This window comes from Mycobacterium sp. ITM-2016-00318, from assembly GCF_002968285.2.
In the GTDB taxonomy this organism is placed as follows: domain Bacteria; phylum Actinomycetota; class Actinomycetes; order Mycobacteriales; family Mycobacteriaceae; genus Mycobacterium.
The window spans coordinates 514,944-539,165 of the sequence record NZ_CP134400.1; the positions used below are offsets into that span (position 1 = coordinate 514,944).

The following is a 24,222-nucleotide window of genomic DNA, read 5'->3' on the forward strand; positions in this document are numbered from 1 at the left end:
CCCAGTGGGGTAGTCGGGTACTCAGCCGGCGAGCTCAACCAACACCGGCGCGTGGTCGCTCGGCGATTTGCCCTTGCGTTCCTCGCGAACGATCTCGGCGTGAGTCACCCGTTGCGCCAGCGCAGGCGATCCGAGGATGAAGTCGATGCGCATGCCGCGGTTCTTCGGGAAGCGCAGCTGGGTGTAGTCCCAGTACGTGTAGACCGCGGGCCCCGGCGTGAAAGGCCGTACCACGTCGGTGAATCGAGCGTCGACGATCGCCTTGAACGCGGCCCGCTCCGGTCCGGTGACGTGGGTGCTGCCCCGGTAAGCCTCGACGCTCCAGACGTCCTCGTCGGTGGGCGCGATGTTCCAGTCGCCCGTCAGCGCGATCGGCGCATCCGGGTTCTCGGCCAGCCACCTCTGCGCCGTAACCCTCAGCGCCGCAAGCCATGCCAGTTTGTAGCCGTAGTGCGGCGAATCGACGATGCGGCCGTTCGGTATGTAGAGGCTCCACACCCGCACGCCGTGACACGTCGCGCCGAGCGCCCGCGCCTCTGCCACCTCCTGAACATCAGCCCTGTCGCTCCACGTCGGCTGACCGTCGAAACCGACCTGGACGTCGTCGATGCCGACCCGCGAGGCGATGGCCACCCCGTTCCACTGGTTGAAGCCGCAGTGCACGACGTCATAGCCGATGGCGGCGAACGGCATCGTGGGGAACTGGTCGTCGTTGCACTTGGTCTCCTGCATCGCCAGCACGTCGACGTCGGCGCGTTCCAGCCAGTCGGTGACTCGGTCCACGCGGGCCCGGATCGAGTTCACATTCCAGGTGGCCAGCCGCATGGCTACAGGCTACGGATCGACGGTGCCCGCCATGTGCGCACCATCGATGTAGCGCGAACGATGCTGCGCGGTCAAGCCCATGTGTTCGTACAGCGCGATCGCGGGCGCGTTGTCGACGAGCACCTGCACATAGCAGCGCTCAGCGCCCTGTCCGCCTGCCCAGTCCAGCAGCGCCGCGCACAGGACCCGCGCGTGCCCCTCGCGCCGGTGACCTTCGGCGACGCGCACGGCCGAAAGACCCGCCCACCGAGTTCCGTCGGGCGCGCAGGTGACGGCAGCGCGTCCGACCGCGGCGTCCCCACGGGTCGCGAACACCACGACGCCGTCGAGCACGGCCGACAAGACCTCCACGGGCACCTCGCGTTGGTAGAGGCGCAGCCACGTCGCGTCGGGCAGCGGCGCCAACGTCGTCGTGCCGTCTGGTGCACCTGCGGGCAGGTCGCGCACCATCACGATGGTCTCCAGGTGCGGCGAGTACGTTCCGTGCAGGCTCAGCAGCCGGTCGGGTACGGCGAGCCACGGTGTCTGGCCGCGTCGCGCATACCAGTCGACGACTGCGGGCACGCCCGCCACGCTCGCTGACAGATCAAGTGGGACAGCGGAATTCGCGCGATGGGTGTGGCCGTTCGCGCCGCGCACCAGCCAGCCGTCGATCCATTCGTGTTCGGTTCCCGGCCATGCCAGCGCGGCGGCGTGCTCCATCGCCCTTATCTGCGATGTCCGTACCGGGACGTCGGTCAACGCTCGCACGGTGACGACATCTTCGGCCCTGAGTTCAACCACCGCACCGGCTTTCGTCCGCACCCGGATGACGGGGCCGGTATCGAGCAAGTGGCCGATCACATCGGTGAGCGGCGGCACCGAGCCCTGCGGTCGTCGGTAGCGCAGGCTGACGCGCGTTCCGACAACGGGCAGAGCCACCATGTCAGTGCCCGAACGGGTCGGGGACCTCGCCGGGCATCCAGGTCAGACCGGGCACACCCCAGCCGTGCGATTTCACCGCCCGCTTGGCGCTGCGCGCATGCCTGCCCACCAACCGGTCCAGATACAGGAACCCGTCGAGGTGTCCGGTCTCGTGCTGCAGCATCCGGGCGAACAGCCCGGTGCCCTCCAGCGTGATCGGTGTGCCGTCGGCGTCCAGTCCGGTCACCCGCGCCCAATCGGCGCGACCGGTGGGAAACGTTTCGCCGGGCACCGAAAGGCAACCTTCGTCGTCATCGTCCGGGTCGGGCATGGTCTCGGGCACCTCCGAGGTTTCCAGCACCGGATTGACGATGACGCCGCGTCTGCGGGCCGACTTCCCGCGGTCCTCCGCGCAGTCGTAGACGAAGACTCTCGACGACACACCGATCTGGTTGGCGGCGAGGCCAACACCGTGCGCCGCGTCCATCGTGTCGTACAGGTTTGTGATCAAGTCGGCGAGATCGGGAGGCAGCGAACCGTCATCGGCAACCGGCACCGGGGTGGTAGCGATGTGCAAGACGGGATCTCCGACGATTCGGATCGGGACGACTGCCACGGTTGGCAAGCTTAAGTGAGCCGACTCGCCCGGTTGGCTGACGGCCCTGGTAGCAATGCCGTGGTTGAATATTCGCGGTATCGCTAGCGAGGTTAAGTGCAGGAAAGGGTCCACGAGCAACATGGACGGCGCCATCGCGCGGACTGAGCAATCCGGGGACGACTCTGAGCTCACCGATGGGCTGACCCGCCGCGAACACGACATATTGGCCTTCGAACGGCAGTGGTGGAAGTACGCAGGCGCCAAGGAAGACGCCATCAAGGAACTGTTCTCGATGTCGGCGACCCGCTACTACCAGGTGCTCAACGCCCTCGTCGACAGGCCCGAGGCGCTGGCGGCCGATCCGATGCTGGTCAAGCGGCTGAGGCGGCTTCGCGCGAGCAGGCAGAAGGCGCGGGCGGCACGCCGTCTCGGCTTCGAGGTGACCTGAGCCTTCCTGTGCCTTGCTGAGCCTTCCGCAGGTCTCACCCCCTTCGCCGATACAGTGGGCCCAATGAACGAGCGCCATTCCGATTCCTCCGGGCTGCCCCTGCGCGCCATGGTGATGGTGCTGTTGTTCCTCGGCGTCGTCTTTCTCCTGGTCGGATTGCAGGCCATGGGCGGAGGGGACGACTCGAGCGCGGACGACTCACCGGTGGCCGTCAGCAGTTCTTCGACCCCGTCGCCGACCCCGTCGGAGGCCCCGGCGCCCGCCGCGAAGGCCGAAGTCCGCGTCTACAACACCTCCGAGACCGCGGGGGCCGCCGAGAACACGGCCAATCAGCTCCGCGAGGCCGGCTGGAATGTCACCGAGACCGGGAACCTCACCATCGAGGGGTTGACCGCGACCACCGTCTACTTCAGCGACGCGCCCGGCGAGCGGAAGTCCGCCGATGAGGTCGGCCAACTGCTGTCGGCGCCGGTCGAGCCGAGGGCACCCGAACTGGCCGAGCAACCACCGGGCGTCGTCGTGGCGGTGGCGGGATAGGCTCTCGACATGCTTGCCTCGCGTGCGCAGACGCTGACCGTAGCCACCCTGTTCGCTGTTCCGGCACTCGCACTGAGTGCCTGTACCCCCAACGAGCCCATTGCCTCTGAGCCCGGCACCACACCGTCGGTGTGGACCGGGTCGCCGGCACCGTCGGCCCAGGCCGAGAGCGAGGGCGAGGGTCAGGGCGAAGCCGCTCCGTCGGGTGAGAAGCTGACCGCGCAGCTGAAGAACCCCCGCGGCTCCACGGTGGCCACCGCCGACTTCGCATTCTCCAGCGGCTACGTGACGGTGACCGTGAAGACCACCGGCTCCGGACAGCTCGCACCGGGCTTCCACGGAATGCACATCCACTCGGTGGGCAAGTGCGAAGCCAGCTCGGTCGCGCCGACCGGTGGCGAGCCGGGCGACTTCAACTCCGCCGGTGGGCATTTCCAGGTTCCCGGCCACAGCGGGCATCCGGCCAGCGGCGACCTCACGTCGCTGCAGGTGCGTGAAGACGGCACCGCGCAGGTGGTCACGACCACCGACGCTTTCACCGCGGAGGATCTGCAGGCGGGCGCCAAGACGTCGATCATCATTCACGAGAAGGCCGACAACTTCGCCAACATCCCGGCGGAGCGTTACCAGCAGACCAACGGCACCCCGCCCCCTGACCAGACGACGCTCGCCACCGGCGATGCCGGAAAGCGGGTCGCGTGCGGTGTTATCGGCACCGGTTAGCAGTCGAATAGATTTCGCCGGGTCACCCCGGCCGACCGTTGGCGTCGAATGGGAGTTCGCTCTCGTCGACGCCGTCACCCGCGACCTGAGCAACGAGGCGGCCGCGGTGATCGCCGAGATCGGCGAAAACCCGCGCGTGCACAAGGAATTGCTGCGCAACACCGTCGAGATCGTCACCGGGATCTGCGACAACGCAGGGCAGGCGATGGAGGACCTGCGGACCACGCTCCTGCCTGCGAGAGACGTCGTGCGCGGCCGCGGCATGGAATTGTTCTGCGCGGGCACCCACCCGTTCGCGAAATGGTCTGCCCAGAAGCTCACCGACGCACCGCGCTACGCCGAACTGATCAAGCGCACTCAGTGGTGGGGTCGCCAGATGCTGATCTGGGGCGTGCACGTGCATGTCGGGATCTCGTCGGCACACAAGGTGATGCCGATCGTCACCTCGTTGCTCAACCACTACCCGCACCTGCTGGCACTGTCCTCGTCGTCGCCTTACTGGGACGGCGAGGACACCGGGTACGCGAGCAACCGCGCGATGATGTTCCAGCAGCTGCCGACCGCAGGGCTGCCGTTCCACTTCCAGAATTGGGCGCAGTGGGAGGGCTTCGTCCACGACCAGAAGAAGACCGGCATCATCGACCACATGAACGAGATCCGGTGGGACATCAGGCCTTCGCCCCACCTCGGCACCGTGGAGGTGCGCATCTTCGACGGTGTGTCCAACCTGCGCGAGCTCGGTGCGCTGACCGCGCTGACGCACTGCCTCATTGTCGATCTGGACCGCAAGCTCGACGCAGGCGAACAGCTGCCGACGATGCCGCCGTGGCACGTGCAGGAGAACAAGTGGCGCGCTGCGCGCTATGGACTCGACGCGGTGATCATCCTCGACGCCGACAGCAACGAGCGGCTGGTCACCGACGACCTCGACGAGCTGCTGAACCGGCTCGAACCGGTCGCCGAATCGTTGGGCTGCAGCGACGAATTGGCCAATGTCGCCGACATCTATGGTCACGGTGCGTCATATCAGCGGCAGCGGCGTGTCGCCGAGGACAACGACGGCGATCTGCGTGCCGTCGTCGACGCGTTGATCGGCGAGTTGGACATCTGATCGTGGCGACCATTCCGATGTTTCCGCTCGAGCGGGCGATGCTGCCCGGCGAGGAACTGCCGCTGCGGATCTTCGAACCCAGGTACGCCGAACTGGTGGCCGACTGCCTCGCGATGGACGACCCGGCCTTCGGGGTCGTGCTGATCGAAGCGGGCCGTGAGGTGGGCGGCGGCGACGCGCGCAGCGATGTCGGGACATTGGCCCACATCACCGAGGTCGCCGACTTCGGGGACGGCCGCTACCGCCTGAACTGCGTTATGGCCGAACGCATCCAGGTGCTGGAATGGCAACCCGACAACCCGTATCCGCGAGCCGCGATCGAGGTATGGCCCGACGAGCCGGGCGAAGACGTCGGCGCCGACGCCATCCGCGATATCGAGGACCGCATGATCGCCCTGTTCGAGCGGATCGCTGGCGCCCGCGGCGCGGAGGTCAACGGGCGCGACATCGTGGCAGGCGCGGACGCGGCACCCGACGCGGCAATGTGGTTGTACGCGTTGACCGCCCGGCTACCGATGGGCCAGGCCGACCGGTACTCGGTGCTGGCCGCGCCGACCGTCGCCGCGCGGCTTGCGGCACTGCGCGAGGCCGTCGAGACCGTCAGGGCGCTCGTCGAATTCCAGCTGTCCGGCGACTAGCCGGGTCAGCCAGGCGCCGCACCGGCGGCGACATTGAGCGTTGCCTCTACGAAAGCCGTTCGCGGCGTTGTGTCGTCGTCGGTCGTGCGGTTGTATCGGCCCATCAGATCGGCGGCGGGAATGCTCATCGCATCCCAGCCGTGATCGGTGAACCAGTCGATCGCCTCGGTGCGGTCCTCGATGAACCACAGATCGGCCACATCCGGTGTGTCGTCTTCAACGCTGGCTTCCTGCCGTACCTGCCGCATCCGTTCGCGGCGGCTGGCCAGATACTCAGGGTCGAAGAAGCCGGCGCCGAAGGCCTCGATGCCGATTCGACTGCCCTTGGCGCTCAGACCGGTGATGCGCTCGAACAACAGGTCCTGTCCGGCGGCAGAAAGATAGGGCAGCAGACCCTCTGCGGCCCATGCCGTCGGCTCATCCGGGTCGAAACCCGCTTCCAGCAACGCCTTCGGCCAGTCCTGCCGGAGGTCGACGGGCACCGGCACATACCGGGCCGCGGGTTTCACGTTGCGGCTCCGCAGCGTCTCGGTCTTGAACGCGAGCACCTTCGGCTGATCGATCTCGTAGACCGTGGTGCCGTCGTTCCACGGCAGCCGCCACGCCCTGGCGTCGAGTCCGGCCGCGAGGATGACGGCCTGCTCGATACCCCGCGCCCCCGCCGCGATGAAGAATTCGTCGAACCATTTGGTGCGCGATGCGGCGTAACCGGCGATCGAACGGATCCGCTCGGCGATATGACGTTGCGGCAACTGCCATCCGCGCGCGATGGCCGCCTCGACGAACATCTCGGCGAAGGGGTCGGTGAACAACGGGCACTCCGACGTCGACTCCTGGGACCGCGCCCACGCCACGCCGAGGGCCGTCGCACCGGCACCTTCGGTGATGTCCCAGGAATCGTTGTCAGTTCTGGTCATTCGGTCCTCGCCTTCGGTGTCTTTTTGCTCGGCTCGCACTAGCTCCGGTCCTCGCTCGTTCCTCGTCCCCTGCCCTGCGGGCGTGGGCCCAGCGCACCTCACTCGCGCTCGCCTTCGGCGTAGGTCTGCAGTTCGTCTTTGGTCAGCATGTCTCTCAGGTTCTGTTCCCGGTATGCCAACTGTCCCACCCGATTGGCGACCACCGGCGCGGTGATCACGGCGAACATGCCGGTGAGGATCAGCATGCCGACATCCACATTGCCACGCAGCCGGACGGCGGCGCCGACCAACACCAACAGCAGTCCGAGCACCTGCGGTTTGGTGGCCGCATGCATGCGCGACAGGGTGTCCGGGAAGCGCACCACGCCGATCGCAGCGGTGAGCGCCAGCGCCGACCCGCTCAGCACGAGCACGGCGGCAGCGACGTCGGAGATGCTCATCGCGGATACCTGCTCTTGGGCCTGCTTATGTCGGGAACGCGGAACCGCGCGACGCTCACAGAGCCGACGAAGCCGATCAATGCCAGTGCGGTGAGGCCGTAGGTGACCGTGGTGTCCAAACTGAACGCCGCCCAGGTTCCTATCGCGCACATCGCCACCGCCACCAGAGTGTCCAGCGCAACGAGGCGATCCAGTGTGCTCGGTCCGGCGAGGATCCGGAACATCACGATCGCCGCGGCCGCGGTCAGCATCACCGCGGCGATGATCCAAACGGTGTTCACGCCTCGCCTCCCGCTCGTCTTCGGGTAATCACGTCGTCTCCTTGCTCACTGACGGCTGCCAGTCCTCGTCACGCTCGAACGCCGCCACGAGCAGTCGCTGGGTCAGCATGACCTGGCGGTAGAAGCGGGCCACGGCCTTCTCGCTGCCGACATCGAGGACGTGCATGTAGATCAGCCGTCGCTCCTGGTCGATCTCGAGGACGATCGATCCGGGCACCAGGTTGAAGATGTTGACGGCCAGCACGAGAACCAGATCCGACTTGATCGCCAGATGGGCGCGCAGCACCGCGGTGAGGGGCGGCGGCCCCGGCTTGATGGACAGCCACGCCACCTGAATGGACGACAGCACCAACTGCGAGGCGACGACGAGCAACAGCCACAGCAACGACAGCGGATGAAGCCGGCCCTCGACGGGCACCACAGGAAGGGGCAACATCAACGTGATCATCACGGCGATCGCCAGCCCGCCGACGATGTTGGCAAGAGAAAGGCTGCCCCACAACAGCACCCACACCAGCATCAGCCAGCAGAGCACCCACAGCCGAAGTGCGTGACGTCTCACGGCTTCACCTCTGACAGCACCGCGGAGATGTACCGGTCGCGGTCGATCACTTCGGCGGCGGTGCGATCGGTATAGCCGATGATGGGTCCCGCGAGCACGGTCAGCATGAGCCCGACCGCGATGAGCGCGCCCGTCGGCAACAGCATGCCGACCGGCATCCGCCCGACATCGTGGCGGTCGATCACGGCGATGTCGGTGTTCTCATCGAGCAACGCCGAGGGAGCGGACGCCGCGAGATCGCCTTCCGGGGCGTCGGCGCGGGCCCGCCAGAACGCCAGCGTCCAGACGCGGGCCATCACGTACAGCGTCAGCAGACTGGTCACCACGCTGCCGCCCACCAGCAACCACGCCAGCACTCCGCCGTCGGTGGCGCCCGCCTCCAAGAGCGCGACCTTCCCGATGAACCCCGAAAACGGTGGAATACCACCGAGGTTGAGGGCGGGGACCACGAAGACGAACGCGAGAAGCGGGCTTGCGGCGGCCAGACCACCCAGGCGCTGCAGTGTGGCGGCACCCGCCTGTCGTTCGATCAGGCCTACCACCAGGAACAGGGTCGTCTGCACCAGGATGTGGTGGGCCACATAGTAGATCGCACCCGACAACCCGAGTTCGTTGGACAGCGCGACGCCGAACACCATGTAGCCGATGTGACTGACGAGCGTGAAGGACAACAGCCTCTTGATATCGCTCTGGGCGATGGCGCCGAGAATGCCGACGAGCATGGTGAGCAGGGCGGCGACCATCATGATGCGATCCAGCCCGGCGCCGGGGAACAGCAACGTGTGCGCCCGGATGATCGCGTACACACCGACTTTCGTCAGCAGCCCGGCGAACACCGCGGTGACCGGGGCGGGCGCGGTCGGATACGAGTCGGGCAGCCAGGCCGACAGTGGGAACACCGCCGCCTTGATGCCGAAGGCGACGAGCAGCACCGCGAACAGGGCGCTGCGAGTGCCGTCCGGCACGCCGTCCAGCCGGGTGGCCAGCTCGGCCATGTTGAGCGTGCCGGTTGCGGCGTACACCAGCGCGATGCCAATCAAGAAGATCATCGACGACACCATCGAGACCATCACGTAGCCGATGCCTGCGCGAACCCGCTCGGTGCTGGCGCCGATGGTCAGCAGTACGAAGCTCGCCGCCAGCAGCACTTCGAAACCGACGAACAGGTTGAACAGGTCGCCTGCCAGAAACGCGTTACAGACGCCCGCGGACAGGACGAGATACGTGGGCAGGAAGATCGACACGGGTTGGCGTTCGTCGCCGTCCCTTATGCCCTGGCCGATGGCGTAGCACACGACGGCCAGCAACACGATCGACGAGACGACCATCATCATCGCCGAAAGTCCGTCCACCACAAGGGTGATGCCCAGCGGGCCCATGCCGGGCACACTCTGCGCCCACCCGCCGACGTGCACGGCGATGGTGCCGTCGCGGTCGGTCAGGTACAGCAGCGCCGCGCACACCGCCACGACCGCCACCAGCACGGCGAGCGTGATGGCCCGCTGCAGGCGTGGGCGACGCCCGGCGAACATGGTCGCCGCCGCGCCCAGCAGTGGGATCAGGACGGGCAGCGGCGTCAACACCGCAGCCGGGGTCACCGCGACCCCTCAAGCCCGGGCAGCGCATCCAGCTCATCGGGCTCCTCGGTGTCGCGCGCCGCGACCGGCTGTGGGCGCGGTTCGTCGAAGGCGACGGCCTCTTCGTCGGACATCTGCGAGACGCGGGTGTCCTCCGCGTCGTTGCCGACGTCCTCCTGGGTGGTCAGCCGGTATGTCCGGTAGATCAACGACAGCACGAACGCCGCGATGCCCATGCTGATCACAATCGCGGTGAGGATCATCCCCTGCGCCAACGGGTCGGCCGTTCCGGTCTGGCCGTCACTGACCCGGCCTCGCACCGGTGGATTACCCGTCGGTCCGCCGACGGCGAGGATCAACAAGTTGACGGCGTTGCCGATGAGCAACAGGCCGAGCAACATTCGGGTCAGGTTGCGCTCCAGAAGCAGATAGACACCGACGCTGGTCAGCCCGCCGATCAGCAGCAGTGGAACGAGGTAGGCGGTCATCGTGACGCCACCGCCAGCGGTCGCTGTTCGGCTATGTTCACGTCGACCCGGGCGCCGAGGCTACGCAGCACGTCGAGTACGAGGCCGACGACGATCAGGTACACACCGAGGTCGAAGAACAGCGCCGTCACCAGCTTGACGGTGCCCAGCGCCGGAATGTCGAACTGCAGCACCGCCGACGACAGCACGGGCGCACCGAGCAACAGCGAGGCCACCGCGGTACCGGCGGAGAGGCCCAGCCCTACGCCGAGGATCTTGCCCGCGTCGAGGGGCAGTGTCTCGCCGAGTTCATAGCGTCCGCCCGCGAGATAGCGCAGGACGAGGGCGAGTCCGGCGGTCAACCCGCCCGCGAAGCCGCCGCCTGGTGTGTTGTGTCCTGCGAAGAAGAAGTACGCCGACAACACCATGATGAGCGGGAAGATCATCCGCGTCGCGACCTCGAGCACCAACGACCGGTGCCGCGGATCACGCAGTTGGCTGCCGCGCAGCCAGGTGATGTCACCGGCCACCGGGCTCGTGGCTATCACCTGCACCGGTCCGATGTCGGGCTGGCCGGCGTCCGCGACACGAGGCGCCGTGCCGAAGCGTCTGTGCCGGAACACCATTGACGCCACCCCGGTCGCCGCGACCATCAGCACCGAGATCTCGCCGAGGGTGTCCCATGCCCGGATGTCGACCAGCAGCACATTGACGGTGTTGGCGCCTTGTCCGCGGTAGTAGGCGGCGTCGGGCAGCAGTGTGGCGATGGGCACGCCGGTGCGGGCGGCCATCGCGAACACCGCCACTGTGGTGACGCTGGCGCCGACGGCCAGCGCGAGCGCAACCCGGGGCAGCCGGTGCTTTTCGACGTTGGTGCGATCGGACTCCGCGGGCAGCGTCCGCAGCACCAGCACGAAGATGACCAACGTCAGCGTTTCGACCAGGAATTGCGTCAGCGCGAGGTCGGGTGCGCCGTGGAACGCGAAGATGGTGCCGCAGCCGTAGCCCGTGACGCCGACCAGCAGCACCGCCGCGAGCCGGTTGCGCATCACCGTCGTACCCACTGCGGCGGTCAGCGTCAGCACCCCGACGATGACTTGCAGCGGCGAACCCCATAGCGCGAACTCCGGCCGGTCGCGGGCACCGAGCATCAGCGCCGCCGCAGGCACCACAGCGAGTGTCGCGAGAATCACCGATTGGGTAGCCGGGATCGAACCGCGCTGCGTGGCGCCCGTCAGCCGGACCGAAAGCACGTCTAAGCCCCGAATCACCGCGTCGTAGATGCGGTCGGCGTTGCCGAGAGGTAGGTACACCAGCGGGGTTCGCCGAAGCCGGGACCGGCCGAAGAACGCCGCGGTGCCGATCGCGAGAACGAGCGCCGACAGCAGCAACGGCAGGTTGAAGCCGTGCCAGAGCGCCAGCTGGTAGTCCGCGTCGCCGCCGACGGTGTCGGCGTAGGGGTCCAGCACGCTGTCCAGCGGCGCGGGCCACAGTCCGAGGAACAGGCCCACCGCGGCCAGAATGGCCGGTGGCGCAAGGAATGTCGCGGGGGCGGCGTGCATCTCCGCGACACGCCTACTCGGCTCGGATCTGCCCTTCTTGGCGAAGGCGCCCCAGAGGAACCTGAGGCTGTAGACCGTGGTGAAGACCGAGCCCGCGACTATCGCCGCCAACACGAACGGCGCGGTATGACCGAGAGATTGACTGTGCAAGAGCGTTTCGAAATCGGCTTCCTTTGCGACGAAGCCGAGGAACGGGGGTAGGGACGCCATGCTGGCCGTCGCGCCGACGGCGATGATTCCCAGCGGCTTGTTGGCGTGGCCGAGCCAGGCCAGCCTGCGGATGTCACGGGTGCCGGTGGTGTGGTCGATGATGCCGACGACCATGAACAGCGCGGCCTTGAACATGGCGTGCGCACAGAGCAGCGCGAGCCCGGCGAGCATCAGGTCGCTTCCGCCCGCGCCGACCATCACCGTGATGAAGCCCAGCTGGCTCACGGTGCCGAACGCGAGAATCAGCTTCAGGTCGTATTCGCGTATCGCCCGCCAGCCGGCCAGCAGGACGGTAACCACGCCGAGCGTCACCACCATCGGCCGCCAGGGCGGCGAGTCCGCGAAGCCGGGAGCCATCCGCGCGACGAGGTAGACGCCCGCCTTGACCATCGCCGCGGCGTGCAGGTACGCGCTGACGGGGGTCGGGGCGGCCATCGCGCCCGGCAGCCAGAAGTGCATCGGCACGATCGCCGACTTGGCCAGCGCACCGACCAGAACCAGCACGACGGCAACCGACACTGCAACCCCGCTCGGCGGTGCCGCGATGAGTTCACTCAACAGGTACGTGCCCGAGACGGTGCCGAGTATGACGATTCCGACGAGCATCGCGAGCCCGCCTGTGGTGGTGACCAGCAGCGCCTGTATCGCCGCCTTGCGGCTGCTCGTGCGTTCGGCGTAGTGCCCGACCAACAGGAAGGACAGCACGGTGGTGAGCTCCCAGAACACGTAGAGCACCAGCATGTTGTCGCTGACCACCAGGCCGAACATGGCGCCGGAGAACGCGACCAACTCAGCGGCGAAGCTCGGAAGCCGCTTCTCCGTTCTCCCGTCGTGGTGACCGAAGTAGTCGGCGCAGTAGAAAAGCACCAGCGCGCCGATGCCGAGCACCAGCACGCTCATGATCGCCGCGAGCGCGTCGAAGCGCAGCGTGATGTCCATCGACAGTTCAGGCACCCACGACACGTCGACGCTGTGGGCGTGCCCGCGAGCCGGCCAGTTCAGCGCCATCCACACCAGCGAGCCCAGCGGCACGAGCGCCAGCGGATAGAACGCCCGTCTGTCCCATCGGTACACCAACAGGGGAGCCGACGCGGCGGCGACCGCATGGGCGAACAAGACGACGAGCAAGGCACTCCGATCGAGATTTTGGTCGGGGTGTCAGCCGGGGACGGCTTTGGTTGAACCCCAGTCTACGTGGGCGGATATCGCTACCATCCCGCGTCGTGGACGCATGCGATGTGGTAGTGGTCGGCGCGGGGCCGACCGGCCTGATGCTCGCCACCGAACTCGCATTGGGAGGCGCGACGGTTCGGCTGCTCGACGAGCGCACCGACATGCCGAACATCACCAGGGCGTTCGCCGTGCACGCCCGCACGCTGGAGCTGCTCGATGCGCGCGGAATGGCCGACGATCTGCTGATGCGCGGGGTGCCCGTCTACGAAATAGCGCCGCCGGGCGGGGTCGCGATGAACCTGCGCGAACTGCCGACACGGTTCGGGATGCTGCTCGTCGTCCCGCAGAGCGGCACCGAGCACGTGCTGGGAGCCAGGGTCGACGACATGGGCGTACTGGTGACGCGCGGCGCCGAGGTGATCGGGCTGACGCAGGACGATGACGGGATCACCGTGGCGTGCGCCGACGGCTCATCCGTGCGAACGCGCTACGTCGTCGGATGCGACGGAGCGCACAGCACCGTCCGGCGGCTGGCCGGAATCGGGTTCGAAGGCAAGCAGTACCAGACCCACATCCTGCTCGCCGACGTGCAACTGACCCGGGCGCCGGAGGGGACGCTGACCGGTGTCACCAACGAGCGCGGTGCCGTGCTGATGATCCCGTTCGGCGACGGCTGGTTCCGCGCGATCGCGTGGGACCGGCTGCGCGAGCAGGCGCCGCTGACCGAGCCGGTCACCGTCGACGAGATCCGCGACTCGTTTCACCGCATCGCGGGCGAGGACTACGGCATGACGGACACGCGATGGAGCTCGCGGTTCCTGTCCGAGCGCAAGCAGGCTGAGCGCTATCGCGCGGGCCGGGTCTTCATCGCGGGCGACGCCGCGCACGTGCACTCCCCGCTGGGTGGGCAGGGCATGAACACCGGCATCGGCGACGCGATGAACCTCGGCTGGAAGCTGGCTGCCGAGGTCCGCGACGTTGCGCCGCCCTGGCTGCTGGACAGCTATCAGACAGAACGCCTTCCGGTCGGTGCCGCGGTGTTACGGCTGACCGACGCGTTCAACCAGCTGGTGTTGGGCCGGTCGAGGGTGCAACGGATGGTGCAGGGCCTGGCGATCGGAACCATCACCCGGGTACCGGCGGGCCGCAGGTTCATGGCGGGCCGGCTGAGCCAGATCGGCATCAACTATCCGCGGGCTTCCCGCGACGACCACCCGATGGTCGGCAGGCGGATGCCCGACGTCGACTGCGGCGGCAGCCGGCTCTACGAGCTGCTGCGTGAGGGCCGGTTCGTGCTGGCGACGACCGACGAGGTCGACGTCGACCGCGCCGACGTCGTGCATGCCACCCCTCACGACGGTGCGCTGCCCGCGGCAGTTCTGGTGCGGCCCGACGGCTATGTCGCGTGGGCCGATGACCAGCCGCCGACGGCGTCGCACGCCGCGGCCGCGATCGCGCACTGGCGGCTACCGGCTCAGAAGTGACTGACGCGCCGGGCAGGCAGTCGCGAACCGGATCGGCAGCGCGTGGCCGACGACGCCGATGCCCGCGCCGAGGATCGGCCACACCGGCCAGAAGTACCACGCCCCAGCGGTCAGGCCGACGGCCAGCCACACCGTCAGCACGATGACGACCATCGCCAGGTAGCCGGCCAGGTGGAGGTGGACACCGCGGCGCGCGGCGGCGCGGCGTGCCTCGCGGCGGCGGGGGTCGTCGCGGCGAAGCTGTGCCAGCGGGAGGTCGGCGACGATGGCGCGAAGTTCGGCGGTGGTGTGCGCGGCGAACGCGGCCTGCAGCCGGCTCTCGAATTCGGCCATCTCGAGGTAGCCCTGCGCGAGGGCGGAGCCGAGTTGGTCTGCCGTCCTCTCCCGTTCGCGGTCTCCTGCGCGGACGGCTGGAGCGAATGGGGCGGTCATGCGGTGCTCCCGATGATCTAGACACTGACTAGTTCCGCTTTCGACTATGCGCTCTCAACTTGTCACTGTCAAGATATTTCGCGTTGTCGGTTTCGGCGCGCTGATCGACGCTGAGCGTGTACCAGCGCGCCGAAATCGCAGTCAGCGGCCGGCAGAGAATGCGCGCAGCGCCTCGACCTGAACAGGGTCCAGTGACGGGCGCACGGTGTCGCGCGCCTTCGCCACATCGGCTGCCGTCACGTCGGCGGCGTCGATCGAGCGTCGCATCGCCGTCAACGCCGCTTCCCGAAGAAGCGCGACGCAGTCGGCGGCGCTGTAGCCGTCCAGCTCGTCCGCGAGCGCGTCGAGGTCGACGTCGTCGCTCAGCGGAATCGACTTACCCGCCGTGCGCAGGATGTCGCGGCGCGCGTCCGCGTCGGGCGGCTCCACGAACACCAGCTTCTCCAGCCGGCCTGGCCGCAGCAGCGCCGGGTCGATCAGGTCCGGCCGGTTCGTCGCGCCGACAACGACGACATTGCGCAGCGGCTCGATACCGTCGAGCTCCGTCAGCAGCGACGCCACCACCCGGTCTGTGACACCCGAATCGAAGCTCTGCCCGCGCCGAGGCGCGAGCGCATCGAGCTCGTCGAGGAACACCAGAGACGGCGCCGAGTCGCGGGCCCGGCGGAACAGGTCGCGCACCGCCTTCTCCGACGAGCCGACCCACTTGTCCATCAACTCGGCGCCCTTGACCGCGTGCACAGACAGCCGGCCCGAACTGGCCAGCGCCCGCACCACGAACGTCTTACCGCAACCGGGTGGCCCGTACAGCAGCACGCCGCGCGGCGGCTCGACACCGAGCCGCTCGAACGTCTCGGGATGCTGCAGCGGCCACAGCACGGCCTCGGTCAGGGCCTGCTTGGTGTCGGCCATGTCGCCGACGTCGTCGAGCGTGATCGAACCGACGGCCACCTCTTCGGTGGCCGAGCGCGACAGCGGCCGGATAACGCCAAGCGCGCCGGTCAGGTCCACCTGGGTCAGCGTCGGCGGTTTGTCATCCTCACTGGCTCGCGCTGCCGCCCGCAAGGCCGCCTCCCGCACCAGGGCGGCAAGGTCGGCGATGACGAAACCCGGTGTGCGTTCGGCGATTTCGTCGAGGGCAAGATCGTCGACGGGCACGTTGCGCAGCAACACCTCTAGCAGCTGTTTGCGGGTCGCGGCGTCGGGCAGGCTCAGGCCGAGTTCGCGGTCGCACAGGTCGGGCGCCCGCAACCGGACATCGGCGGCCTCGGGCACCGCCGACGTCGCGACGAACGCGACGCCGGGTGTCGCGACCGCGTTGCGCAGTTCGGTGAGGATGAGTGTGGCGACCGGCTCCGCCGTCTCGGGCAGCAGCGCGTCGATGTCGGTGATCAGCAGCACGCCGCCGCCGTCGCGCACGCTCGCCACCGCCGACGCCACACTGCTGAGCCGGTCCTCAGCGCGCAGCGCACCCACCTCGGGTCCGTCCAACTCGACGAGTCGGCGGCCCGCGCACACGGTACGGACCATGGTCGCCTTGCCGACACCGGCAGGCCCGGACACCAGCACGCCGAGATTGGCTGTGGCGCCGAGGGTCTTCAACAGGTCGGGTTCGTCGAGAGCGAGCTTGAGCCATTCGGTGAGGCGGCTCGCCTGCGCGTGTGCCCCCTTGAGGTCGTCGAAACTGATAGCGGGCGCGGGAGCCTGCTCGGGGGTGATCATGACGTGTTGGCCCGACGTCGGCTGCGGTGACGGAGTCACTCCGTCGCCCCAGCTGACAACCGAATTCGGCTGCACGCTAACAGGTCCGACCGGATCAACACCGGTCACCGTCAGCAGCTCGGACGTCCAGGTGATGCCGACCGCCGACGCAAGAGCGCTGCTCGCCGCGGACGACGGGATGTCGGGGCCGAGTTCGCGCGGAAGAAGCGACACCGTGTCGCCGACCGTCATCACCTTCCCCAGCAGCGCCTGCCGCAAGGTCGCCGACGAGATCGACCGGGTGGCCAGGTTCGACCCGCGCACCGTCACCGAGCGCGCGCCGTACACCGTGACAGGAGCGACGAGCACCGTGGTGTTCTCCCGCAGCCCGGCGTTGGACAGCGTGACGTCGTCGAGCAGTGCGGTGCCCGCGGGCGTGCCATCCGGTGCGACGGCCGCGACCGCCGCGGTGGTCCGCGAACCCGTCAGCGCGATGGCATCCCACTCCCTGATGCCCAGCGCAGCAATGGCTTCCGGGTGTAAGCGGACCACCCCGCGCCGCGCATCGAGCGCAGAGGTGTTCAGTCGCGCGGTGAGGGTGAGATGGTGTCGGGGCGCCCGGCGGTCGGCGACGTCCAGCCCGGTCACGTCAGGGGCCCGGCGGTCTGCGGAGGCCGAGTCGGGCCATCGATCGACGCTGTCCGCGCGGCTGGGACCGGCGAATGGCCCGTCGGGCCTGGCGCTGCGCCTTGGGCTTGTCGTCCCATACCTCGGGGTGTTTGGACAACCATGCGGTCGTGCGCACCGCGAACGGGATATGGATGAGGTAGGCGAGGATGATCAGCAGGATCACGATGTAGCCGTAAAGAATTGACGCGGCGACGAGGACAGCCAGCAGCGCCAGCAGCGGAACCACCATGTTCTGCGAGATCGAGAACGTGTGGATCTTGCGCATCGGGATCGTGCTGACAGCCAGCAGCGACACACCGATCATCCAGATCACCACGGCGGGCTCCGACGTCCACCAGCCGTCGCCGAACTGCATCTTGGCCGCCAGCGGGCCGATCGCGCCGATAGCGCCCGCCGGCGCGGGCATGCCAACGAAGAACTGGTTGGTGTAGGCGGGTTTGTCCTCGGCGAGCATGGTGTTGTAGCGCGCGAGCCGCAGCACGATACAGACCGCGTAGAGCAGGACGACGATCCAGCCGATCCGCGAATGCGACAGCAGCGTGCCGTAGATGATGAAGGCCGGTGCGACACCGAAATTCACCGCGTCGGCCAGCGAGTCGATCTCCTCGCCCATCTTCGAGGTTGCCTTGAGCAGCCGCGCGATGCGGCCGTCGAGGGCATCGAGAATGGCGGCCACCGCGAGGAACGCCATCGCCTCGGTCGGCCGGTCGTCGAGCGCGAACTTCACCGCGGAAAGGCCGAGGCAGATCGCCGCGACGGTCATCGCGCTCGGCAGCATGCGCACGCTCAGGACGGGGCGCTTGACGCGTGGCTTCATCGCGGCAACTCCGCAAGGATCGTCTCGCCGCCGACGGCCCGCTGGCCGGGCAGCACAAGCACCTCGGAACCCTCGGGCAGGTAGGTGTCCAGCCGCGACCCGTATCGAATCAGGCCATAGGTTTTTCCGATCGTCACTTTCTCGCCGGGCTTGATGTCGCAGACGATGCGCCGGGCCACCAGGCCCGCGATCTGCACGGCTATCACCTCACGACCCTCGGGCGTGCGGATCAGCACGCTGTTGCGCTCGTTGTCCTGGCTGGCCGCCGCGAGCTCGGCGGACTTGTACAGACCTGGCCGGTGCACGACGGACACCACCTCGCCGCTGATCGGGATGCGCTGCACATGGGCGTCGAAGATGGAGAGGAAGATGCTGATCCGCTGCAGCGGACGTTCGGGCAGGTTCAGCTCTGCGGGCGGCACCGCTTCCTCGACAAGGCAGATCAGCCCGTCGGCGGGCGCGACGATGACGCCGGGGCGGGTGGGCGGCACCCTCGGCGGGTGGCGGAAGAACGCGGCGTTGACGCCCGCGGCCACCAGACCGGCGCGGCGCAGCCACCGGTTGCGGCGACCCGCCGCGGCAACCGCCAGACCTGCGCCGACGAACGGCAGTCCGGCGGGGTGCATCGGGGGAATCGTGGTCTTCGCGAGGGCCACCAGTCGCGCGGGGCCTGATCGGAGGTCGGGGCGTCTGGCCATCGTGTCGCGATTCTACGGGTGGCTGGCTATCCCGTGGCTAGGTCCCAAACCTGCACAGGGGAGCCGGACGCCAGCTCGGCGACCTCCTCGCCGATCTCCAGCAGGCAGTTCGCCGAGGCCAGCCAGCGCAGGTGATGCGACGCGGGCGGCCCGTAGCTGGTGACCTCGCCCTTGGCGACGTCGAGCACGCCGCGGCGGAACTGACGCTTGCCGCGCGGCGAGGTCAGGTCCTCCTTGAGTTCGGCGGTCAGCCGTCGACGCGCAGGCGCAGGCAGCCCCATCGCGGCGCGCAGGGGGGTCCTGATGAAGACCTCGAACGACACCAGGGCGCTCACCGGATTGCCCGGCAGCGTGATGATCGGGGTCTCCCCGATCCGTCCGGCGCCCTGCGGCATGCCGGGTTGCATCGCCACCTTGACGAACTCCACCTCCCCGCCTAGTGCGTCCTTGACCACCTCGTAGGCACCCGCGCTCACCCCGCCGGTGGTGACGATCAGGTCCGCCTCGCCGGCATGGCCATCCAGTACCGCGCGGAATTCCTCGACGTCGTCGCTGGACATCGGTGCCGTGGTCACCGATGCGCCCGCGTCCGTGGCGGCGGCGGCCAGCATCACGGCGTTCGACTCGTAGATCTGTCCCGGTTTCAGCGCAGTGCCGGGTGCGACGAGTTCCGACCCCGTCGACAGCACCAGAACCCGTTGCCGCGGAACGACGGTCAGCTCGCCGAAGCCGAGTGCGGCGGCAAGCCCGAGCGCGGCCGGTGTCACGACCTGACCGGCCCGCAGCACGGTGGTGCCCGCTTCGACGTCCTCACCCGCGTGCCGGATGTGTTGTCCGGTCCTGGCCGCCGCTCGGATCGACACGGTGTCCGTCGCGCCGTCGGTGGCCTCGACGGGGACGACGGCGGTGGCTCCCGCCGGTAGCGGCGCGCCGGTCATGATCCGGTGTGCGGTACCGCCTTTCAGCGTCAGCGCATCAGTTCGGCCGGCAGGGATGTCCTCGGCGACGGGAAGCTGCACGGGGTGGTCGTCACTGGCTTCCGCGATGTCCTCGGCGACCACGGCGTAGCCGTCCATCGCCGAGTTGTCGAAGTTTGGCAGCGACAGCGGGGCCACCACATCCTCGGCGAGGACCAGTCCGAGCGTGTCGGCGAGCGGCACCGACACCGGCGAGCGCGACGTGATCAGAGCGGCCACGACGCTCTGGTGCTCTTCGACCGATCGCATCAGACGGGATAGGTGACGCCGGTCAACTCTTCCGACATCGTCCACAGCCGCCGCTGCAGTTCCTCGTTGCGCGATTGTGCGCTCGAGGCAACCACTTTCGGGCTGCCCTTGACCTCGCCGAGGCCGTCGGGGCCGTAGTACTGGCCGCCTTGCGCACCGGGATCCGTAGCGGCGCGCAGCGTAGGAAGCGCGCCCTTGTCGGCGGGCTGGGTGCCGATCTTCCACACGAAGTTCGGGATGAAGTCGGGCAGGTAGCGCATCAACTCGGTGTCGGAGAAGCCGGGATGGGCGGCGAGTGCGACGGTCGGCACGCCCTTGAGCTTCAGCCGCCGCTGCAGGTCGTAGGTGAACATCAGGTTGGCGAGCTTGCTCTGGCCGTACGCCTCGACACGGTTGTACTTGCGCTGAAGATGCGGGTCTTCGAAGTGGATGCGGGCCATTAGGCGGTGTCCGACGCTGCTGACCGTGACCACGCGGGACCCGTCGACCGACAGCATGTTGTCCAGAAGCAGGCCCGTCAGCGCGAAGTGGCCGAGGTGGTTGGTGCCGAACTGCATCTCGAAGCCGTCTTTGGTGGTCTCGCGCGTCGGCACGTACATCACGCCTGCGTTGTTGATCAGCAGGTCGATGCGGGGGTGTGCGGCGCGCAGTTCATCCGCCGCCTTGCGGACGCTGTCGAGCGACGACAGATCCAGCTCCTGGAGGGCGACGACGGCATTCGGGCTGGCGGCCTTGATCCGGTCGACGGCTTCTTTGCCTTTGTCGAGGTTGCGCACGGCGAGCACGACGTGCGCGCCCTTGTCGGCGAGGATGGCTGCGGTGTCGTAGCCGAGGCCGGAGTTGGCGCCGGTGACGATGGCGATCCGGCCGGACTGGTCTGGTACATCGGCGGCGGTCCACTTCTGGCTCATGATCAGCACACTACTGCGGGACGGTTACCGTCGTTCTCAGTGTCAGGGTGAGGTTGCCGCTTCTGGCGGTGGTTGGATCCTGATCACCTGGTGTCTGGCTCGTAGCGTCGGTGCCGCCTTCTGGTTGGCGTTCATGCGTTTTGTCGGCATCAGGTGTGAAGGACCGGCCGGCGTGACTTGATAGGAGCGTGGCGTCGCCCCCACTGAGATGTGTCCGCCGACCGGCCCAACCGTCACCTCTCAATGAAGGAGGCAACCACCATGGTTGTTGTTGGAGCCGATGTTCACAAGCGAACCCATACGTTCGTCGCGGTCGATGAAGTGGGACGCAAACTGTGCGAGAAGGTCGTCGATGCCACGACCGAGGGGCATCGTCAAGCGGTGCGCTGGGCTCGCGCTCAGTTTGGTGCCGAGTTGGTCTGGGCGGTCGAGGACTGTCGGCATCTGTCGGCCCGCCTTGAGCGGGATCTGTTGGCTTCGGGCCAGAAGGTGGTTCGGGTGCCGCCGAAGTTGATGGCCTTGACACGTAAGTCTGCGCGGACTCGGGGCAAGTCCGATCCGATTGATGCGTTGGCGGTGGCGCGTGCCTACCTGCGGGAACCGGATTTGCCGGTCGCCTCTCATGATGAGGTTTCACGGGAGCTGAAGTTGCTTGTTGATCGTCGGGAAGACCTGGTGGCGCAACGAACTGCGACGATCAACCGGTTGTTATGGCGCATTCACGAACTCGATCCGTCACGGGCACCGAAACGGGCGTCGCTCGACCGCGCCAAACATCGCCAGCTGCTCGGCAACTGGCTGGACAGCCAGCCCGGCCTGGTCGCCGAGCTGGCCCGCGATGAGCTCGCCGACATCACTCGCCTGACTCAGAGCATCAACACGTTAGCCAAGCGGATCGGCGAACGCATCCGTGTCGCCGCTGCGGCGCTGCTGGCGATGCCCGGTTGCGGGGAGCTGACTGCAGCCAAAATCATCGGTGAAACCGCCGGCGTCATGCGCTTTAAGAGCGAGGCGGCTTTCGCCCGACACAGCGGCGTGGCACCCATCCCGGTGTGGTCGGGAAACACTGCAGGACGAGTCCGGATGACCCGTTCGGGCAACCGCCAACTCAACGCCGCCCTCCACCGCATCGCCGTGACTCAGATCCGCCTCGAGGGCTTGGGCCAGACCTACTACCGCCACCGCCTCGCCCACGGCGATTCCAGCACCGAGGCTCTGCGATGCCTTAAACGCCGACTCGCCCGCGTGGTGTTTCACCACCTCCACACCGACCACAACAACCGACATCAGCCATGCCAACCGGCAGCGGCTTGACATAGGAGAAACCCATGTCGGACTTGGTTGATCCCGCCAACCCGCCGAGCCGCAAGGCACCGCTGGTGTGGGCGATCGGTGCGGCGATCCCGTGGCTGGTGCTCGCTGTCGCCCAGGCGGTGTGGTTCGCGATCGAGAGCAGCCCGGCCTGGGCGCACATTCTCGCGGGTGCGGTCACCCTGCTGGGTGTGGTGGTGTTCGTCGGCGTGGTCCCGCTCTGGCGCTACCGGGTGCACCGCTGGGACATCAGTCCGCAGGCGGTCTACACCCGGACGGGCTGGCTGGTGCAGGAGCGCAGGATCGCACCGGTCTCCCGGGTGCAGACCGTTGACACGTACCGCGGTCCGCTGGACCGGCTGTTCGGGTTGGCCAACGTCACGGTGACGACGGCGTCGTCGGCCGGCGCGGTTCGCATCGTGGCTCTTGACGCGCCGGTGGCCGACCGGGTGGTGTCGCAGCTCACCGACATCGCCGCGATCGGCGCCGAGGACGCGACGTGACCTCACCGGAGCTGCTGTGGCATCGGCTCAGCCCGCGAATGTTGTTGGTACACCCAGTACATGAGGTGCTGCGGCAGATTCCGCTGCTCGTCGGCGCGGTGGTGCTCGGCTCGGCGACGGGCAACTCGTGGTGGACCTTCGCCGCGCTCGCGGTGACGATAGGTGTCGGCGTGCTGCGGTGGTTCACCACCACCTACCGCATCGAGCCCGACGAGGTGCAGCTGCGCACCGGCGTCCTGCAGCGCAAGGTGGTGTCGGTGCCGCGCAACAGGATTCGCTCGGTGCAGACCGACGCCCGGCTCCTGCACCAGCTACTGGGGTTGACGGTGCTCCGGGTCAGCACCGGGCAGCAGGCGACGGCTGGAGAGTTCGCGCTGGACGCGGTGCGCGCCGAGGAGGTGCCTCGGCTTCGGTCCATCCTGCTCGCCGACTCGCTGGCACCCGCCGACGAGGCGGCCGGTCCGCAGCAATCACCGGGTCAACTGCTGGCCCGCTGGCACCCGTCCTGGCTGCGCTACAGCCCGCTGAGCTTCACCGGGCTGGCGATGATCCTCGCCGCAGTGGGCGTGGTCTACCAGGCGGGCCTCGGTGCGGTGCTCGAGCATTCGCGCCTCGCCGAGTCAGGGCGCGACGCTGCACAGCGGTTCGGTGTGGTCGCAAGCGTCGCCGCCGTCGTCGCGGTCGTGGTATTCGCCTCGGTGGCGCTGTCGGTGCTGCGGTCGCTGCTGACCTTCGGGAACCTGATGCTGCGACGCGACGCGGAAGTCCTGCACCTGACCCACGGTCTGCTGCGCAAGCGTGAGCACACCTTCGACATGCGCAGGCTGCGTGGTGGCACCCTGCGCCAGCCGCTGCTCGTCCGGCTGCTCGGCGGGGCACGGCTGGACGCGGTGATGACAGGTGTCGCCGGAGCGGGCGAAGCGTCGCTTCTCCTGCCGCCATGCCCCGCGCGCACAGCCGAATCCGTGCTGACCGATCTGATCTGCGACGCGAACGCGGTAGGCGGACCTGTGCGCGGCCACGGGCGGGCGGCAGCGCGCAGACGCTGGACGCGCGGACTGGCGCTGCCTGCTGCCCTCGCCGTCGGCGTGGCAATCGCATCGGTGTTCGTTGCGGTGCCGGCATGGGTGTGGCTCTTGGTGGCGGCGCTGGCGGTGTGCTGCGCACTGCTGGCAGCCGACCGGGTGCGCGCGCTGGGGCACCGGGTCGACGGACGGTGGCTGGTCGCGCGGACCGGTAGCTTGGAACGCCGTCGCGACTGTATCGCCGCAGAAGGCATCATCGGATGGACCGTTCGGCAGACGTTCCTCCAGCGCCGGGCACACGTGGCGACCCTCATCGCGGCGACCGCGGCGGGCACCAAGCACTATCAGGTCATCGACGTGCCTGCCGAACTCAGCTGGACGATTGCGGGCACCGCCTCACCGTGGGTCGCCGACAGTCAGTGGGCGCGCCGCTAGCAAGGCGTTTATCGTCG

General features: G+C 68.0%; 25 protein-coding genes. 9 read left to right on the plus strand and 16 right to left on the minus strand.

Annotation, left to right across the window (positions count from 1 at the left end; genetic code table 11):
- Positions 1-21: 21 nt before the first annotated feature.
- Genes C6A82_RS02390 through C6A82_RS02400 form a run of 3 tightly spaced genes read right to left on the minus strand, consistent with a single transcriptional unit; the run spans position 22 to position 2,344 of the window.
- Positions 22-825 (minus strand): exodeoxyribonuclease III, encoded by an 804-nt coding sequence (locus C6A82_RS02390; protein WP_105346116.1) that lies wholly within the window; start codon positions 823-825, stop codon positions 22-24.
- 9 nt (positions 826-834) lie between these two features.
- Complete coding sequence (locus C6A82_RS02395; RefSeq protein ID WP_105346118.1) at positions 835-1,749, minus strand: GNAT family N-acetyltransferase; 915 nt, start codon at positions 1,747-1,749, stop codon at positions 835-837.
- Between the two features lies 1 nt (position 1,750).
- Complete coding sequence (locus C6A82_RS02400; protein WP_105346120.1) at positions 1,751-2,344, minus strand: peptide deformylase; 594 nt, start codon at positions 2,342-2,344, stop codon at positions 1,751-1,753.
- A gap of 121 nt (positions 2,345-2,465) precedes the next feature.
- Between C6A82_RS02400 and C6A82_RS02405 the strand changes: the two genes are divergently transcribed.
- The 5 genes from C6A82_RS02405 to C6A82_RS02425 all read left to right on the plus strand — a co-directional run bounded on the left by C6A82_RS02405 (position 2,466) and on the right by C6A82_RS02425 (position 5,783).
- A complete protein-coding gene (locus C6A82_RS02405) occupies positions 2,466-2,774 on the plus strand; it encodes a DUF3263 domain-containing protein (protein WP_105346121.1) in 309 nt (102 codons plus the stop codon).
- 63 nt (positions 2,775-2,837) lie between these two features.
- Positions 2,838-3,311: a LytR C-terminal domain-containing protein gene (locus tag C6A82_RS02410; RefSeq protein ID WP_105346123.1), complete on the plus strand. Its 474-nt coding sequence runs from the start codon at positions 2,838-2,840 to the stop codon at positions 3,309-3,311.
- Between the two features lie 9 nt (positions 3,312-3,320).
- Complete coding sequence (sodC, locus tag C6A82_RS02415) at positions 3,321-4,034, plus strand: superoxide dismutase[Cu-Zn] (protein ID WP_199193812.1); 714 nt, start codon at positions 3,321-3,323, stop codon at positions 4,032-4,034.
- Positions 3,991-5,145, plus strand: coding sequence for a glutamate--cysteine ligase (locus tag C6A82_RS02420; protein WP_105346125.1), 1,155 nt, complete (start codon positions 3,991-3,993; stop codon positions 5,143-5,145). Before sodC ends, C6A82_RS02420 begins: the two co-directional genes overlap by 44 nt.
- Before the next feature lie 2 nt (positions 5,146-5,147).
- Positions 5,148-5,783 (plus strand): LON peptidase substrate-binding domain-containing protein, encoded by a 636-nt coding sequence (locus tag C6A82_RS02425; protein ID WP_105346127.1) that lies wholly within the window; start codon positions 5,148-5,150, stop codon positions 5,781-5,783.
- Positions 5,784-5,788: 5 nt separating this feature from the next.
- Here the strand turns inward: C6A82_RS02425 and C6A82_RS02430 are convergent, their stop codons facing one another.
- The 7 genes from C6A82_RS02430 to C6A82_RS02460 all read right to left on the minus strand — a co-directional run bounded on the left by C6A82_RS02430 (position 5,789) and on the right by C6A82_RS02460 (position 12,927).
- Positions 5,789-6,700: an SAM-dependent methyltransferase gene (locus tag C6A82_RS02430; RefSeq protein WP_105346146.1), complete on the minus strand. Its 912-nt coding sequence runs from the start codon at positions 6,698-6,700 to the stop codon at positions 5,789-5,791.
- A 98-nt stretch (positions 6,701-6,798) separates the two neighbouring features.
- Complete coding sequence (gene mnhG / locus C6A82_RS02435; protein ID WP_105346129.1) at positions 6,799-7,140, minus strand: monovalent cation/H(+) antiporter subunit G; 342 nt, start codon at positions 7,138-7,140, stop codon at positions 6,799-6,801.
- On the minus strand, positions 7,137-7,421 hold the full coding sequence (locus C6A82_RS02440) for a monovalent cation/H+ antiporter complex subunit F (RefSeq protein ID WP_105346131.1): 285 nt from the start codon (positions 7,419-7,421) through the stop codon (positions 7,137-7,139). The genes mnhG and C6A82_RS02440 overlap by 4 nt, the downstream gene beginning before the upstream one ends.
- A gap of 28 nt (positions 7,422-7,449) precedes the next feature.
- Positions 7,450-7,983 (minus strand): Na+/H+ antiporter subunit E, encoded by a 534-nt coding sequence (locus tag C6A82_RS02445; protein ID WP_105346133.1) that lies wholly within the window; start codon positions 7,981-7,983, stop codon positions 7,450-7,452.
- Positions 7,980-9,581 (minus strand): Na+/H+ antiporter subunit D, encoded by a 1,602-nt coding sequence (locus C6A82_RS02450; RefSeq protein ID WP_105346134.1) that lies wholly within the window; start codon positions 9,579-9,581, stop codon positions 7,980-7,982. Before C6A82_RS02450 ends, C6A82_RS02445 begins: the two co-directional genes overlap by 4 nt.
- Positions 9,578-10,048, minus strand: coding sequence for a Na(+)/H(+) antiporter subunit C (locus C6A82_RS02455; RefSeq protein ID WP_105346136.1), 471 nt, complete (start codon positions 10,046-10,048; stop codon positions 9,578-9,580). Before C6A82_RS02455 ends, C6A82_RS02450 begins: the two co-directional genes overlap by 4 nt.
- Positions 10,045-12,927: a Na+/H+ antiporter subunit A gene (locus C6A82_RS02460; RefSeq protein ID WP_105346138.1), complete on the minus strand. Its 2,883-nt coding sequence runs from the start codon at positions 12,925-12,927 to the stop codon at positions 10,045-10,047. The genes C6A82_RS02455 and C6A82_RS02460 overlap by 4 nt, the downstream gene beginning before the upstream one ends.
- 95 nt (positions 12,928-13,022) lie before the next feature.
- Between C6A82_RS02460 and C6A82_RS02465 the strand changes: the two genes are divergently transcribed.
- Positions 13,023-14,456 (plus strand): FAD-dependent monooxygenase, encoded by a 1,434-nt coding sequence (locus C6A82_RS02465; RefSeq protein WP_105346140.1) that lies wholly within the window; start codon positions 13,023-13,025, stop codon positions 14,454-14,456.
- On the opposite strand, the gene C6A82_RS02470 is transcribed toward C6A82_RS02465, so the two are convergent.
- From C6A82_RS02470 to C6A82_RS02495, 6 genes are all read right to left on the minus strand, one after another.
- Complete coding sequence (locus C6A82_RS02470; protein WP_105346142.1) at positions 14,439-14,888, minus strand: DUF1707 domain-containing protein; 450 nt, start codon at positions 14,886-14,888, stop codon at positions 14,439-14,441. The genes C6A82_RS02465 and C6A82_RS02470 overlap by 18 nt on opposite strands.
- 141 nt (positions 14,889-15,029) lie before the next feature.
- Positions 15,030-17,228, minus strand: a complete 2,199-nt coding sequence (locus C6A82_RS02475; protein WP_311101838.1) for an AAA family ATPase — start codon at positions 17,226-17,228, stop codon at positions 15,030-15,032.
- Between the two features lie 10 nt (positions 17,229-17,238).
- Positions 17,239-18,096 (minus strand): CDP-diacylglycerol--serine O-phosphatidyltransferase, encoded by an 858-nt coding sequence (gene pssA, locus C6A82_RS02480; protein WP_311101632.1) that lies wholly within the window; start codon positions 18,094-18,096, stop codon positions 17,239-17,241.
- Complete coding sequence (locus C6A82_RS02485; protein ID WP_105341278.1) at positions 18,093-18,794, minus strand: phosphatidylserine decarboxylase; 702 nt, start codon at positions 18,792-18,794, stop codon at positions 18,093-18,095. The genes pssA and C6A82_RS02485 overlap by 4 nt, the downstream gene beginning before the upstream one ends.
- A gap of 26 nt (positions 18,795-18,820) precedes the next feature.
- On the minus strand, positions 18,821-20,020 hold the full coding sequence (gene glp, locus C6A82_RS02490) for a gephyrin-like molybdotransferase Glp (protein WP_311101633.1): 1,200 nt from the start codon (positions 20,018-20,020) through the stop codon (positions 18,821-18,823).
- Positions 20,020-20,931 (minus strand): SDR family NAD(P)-dependent oxidoreductase, encoded by a 912-nt coding sequence (locus C6A82_RS02495; protein ID WP_105342147.1) that lies wholly within the window; start codon positions 20,929-20,931, stop codon positions 20,020-20,022. The genes glp and C6A82_RS02495 overlap by 1 nt, the downstream gene beginning before the upstream one ends.
- Before the next feature lie 243 nt (positions 20,932-21,174).
- Between C6A82_RS02495 and C6A82_RS02500 the strand changes: the two genes are divergently transcribed.
- The 3 genes from C6A82_RS02500 to C6A82_RS02510 are packed head-to-tail and all read left to right on the plus strand — an operon-like array spanning position 21,175 to position 24,205.
- The gene (locus tag C6A82_RS02500) at positions 21,175-22,245 is read left to right on the plus strand and encodes an IS110 family transposase (protein ID WP_199193604.1); all 1,071 of its coding nucleotides are present in this window, start codon (positions 21,175-21,177) and stop codon (positions 22,243-22,245) included.
- A 14-nt stretch (positions 22,246-22,259) separates the two neighbouring features.
- On the plus strand, positions 22,260-22,745 hold the full coding sequence (locus tag C6A82_RS02505) for a PH domain-containing protein (protein WP_105342143.1): 486 nt from the start codon (positions 22,260-22,262) through the stop codon (positions 22,743-22,745).
- A gap of 38 nt (positions 22,746-22,783) precedes the next feature.
- The gene (locus C6A82_RS02510; RefSeq protein WP_105342144.1) at positions 22,784-24,205 is read left to right on the plus strand and encodes a PH domain-containing protein; all 1,422 of its coding nucleotides are present in this window, start codon (positions 22,784-22,786) and stop codon (positions 24,203-24,205) included.
- Positions 24,206-24,222: the final 17 nt, after the last annotated feature.

What these genes read in the sequence shown, in the direction of transcription:
- glp (WP_311101633.1), bottom strand. Translation starts at nt 20,020, where the DNA reads ATGCGATCGGTCGAAGAGCACCAGAGCGTCGTGGCCGCTCTGATCACG.
- mnhG (WP_105346129.1), bottom strand. Translation starts at nt 7,140, where the DNA reads ATGAGCATCTCCGACGTCGCTGCCGCCGTGCTCGTGCTGAGCGGGTCG.
- pssA (WP_311101632.1), bottom strand. Translation starts at nt 18,096, where the DNA reads ATGAAGCCACGCGTCAAGCGCCCCGTCCTGAGCGTGCGCATGCTGCCG.
- C6A82_RS02395 (WP_105346118.1), bottom strand. Translation starts at nt 1,749, where the DNA reads ATGGTGGCTCTGCCCGTTGTCGGAACGCGCGTCAGCCTGCGCTACCGA.
- C6A82_RS02430 (WP_105346146.1), bottom strand. Translation starts at nt 6,700, where the DNA reads ATGACCAGAACTGACAACGATTCCTGGGACATCACCGAAGGTGCCGGT.
- C6A82_RS02510 (WP_105342144.1), top strand. Translation starts at nt 22,784, where the DNA reads ATGTTGTTGGTACACCCAGTACATGAGGTGCTGCGGCAGATTCCGCTG.
- C6A82_RS02500 (WP_199193604.1), top strand. Translation starts at nt 21,175, where the DNA reads ATGAAGGAGGCAACCACCATGGTTGTTGTTGGAGCCGATGTTCACAAG.
- C6A82_RS02390 (WP_105346116.1), bottom strand. Translation starts at nt 825, where the DNA reads ATGCGGCTGGCCACCTGGAATGTGAACTCGATCCGGGCCCGCGTGGAC.
- C6A82_RS02505 (WP_105342143.1), top strand. Translation starts at nt 22,260, where the DNA reads ATGTCGGACTTGGTTGATCCCGCCAACCCGCCGAGCCGCAAGGCACCG.
- sodC (WP_199193812.1), top strand. Translation starts at nt 3,321, where the DNA reads ATGCTTGCCTCGCGTGCGCAGACGCTGACCGTAGCCACCCTGTTCGCT.
- C6A82_RS02455 (WP_105346136.1), bottom strand. Translation starts at nt 10,048, where the DNA reads ATGACCGCCTACCTCGTTCCACTGCTGCTGATCGGCGGGCTGACCAGC.
- C6A82_RS02485 (WP_105341278.1), bottom strand. Translation starts at nt 18,794, where the DNA reads ATGGCCAGACGCCCCGACCTCCGATCAGGCCCCGCGCGACTGGTGGCC.
- C6A82_RS02495 (WP_105342147.1), bottom strand. Translation starts at nt 20,931, where the DNA reads ATGAGCCAGAAGTGGACCGCCGCCGATGTACCAGACCAGTCCGGCCGG.
- C6A82_RS02470 (WP_105346142.1), bottom strand. Translation starts at nt 14,888, where the DNA reads ATGACCGCCCCATTCGCTCCAGCCGTCCGCGCAGGAGACCGCGAACGG.
- C6A82_RS02410 (WP_105346123.1), top strand. Translation starts at nt 2,838, where the DNA reads ATGAACGAGCGCCATTCCGATTCCTCCGGGCTGCCCCTGCGCGCCATG.
- C6A82_RS02405 (WP_105346121.1), top strand. Translation starts at nt 2,466, where the DNA reads ATGGACGGCGCCATCGCGCGGACTGAGCAATCCGGGGACGACTCTGAG.
- C6A82_RS02420 (WP_105346125.1), top strand. Translation starts at nt 3,991, where the DNA reads ATGCCGGAAAGCGGGTCGCGTGCGGTGTTATCGGCACCGGTTAGCAGT.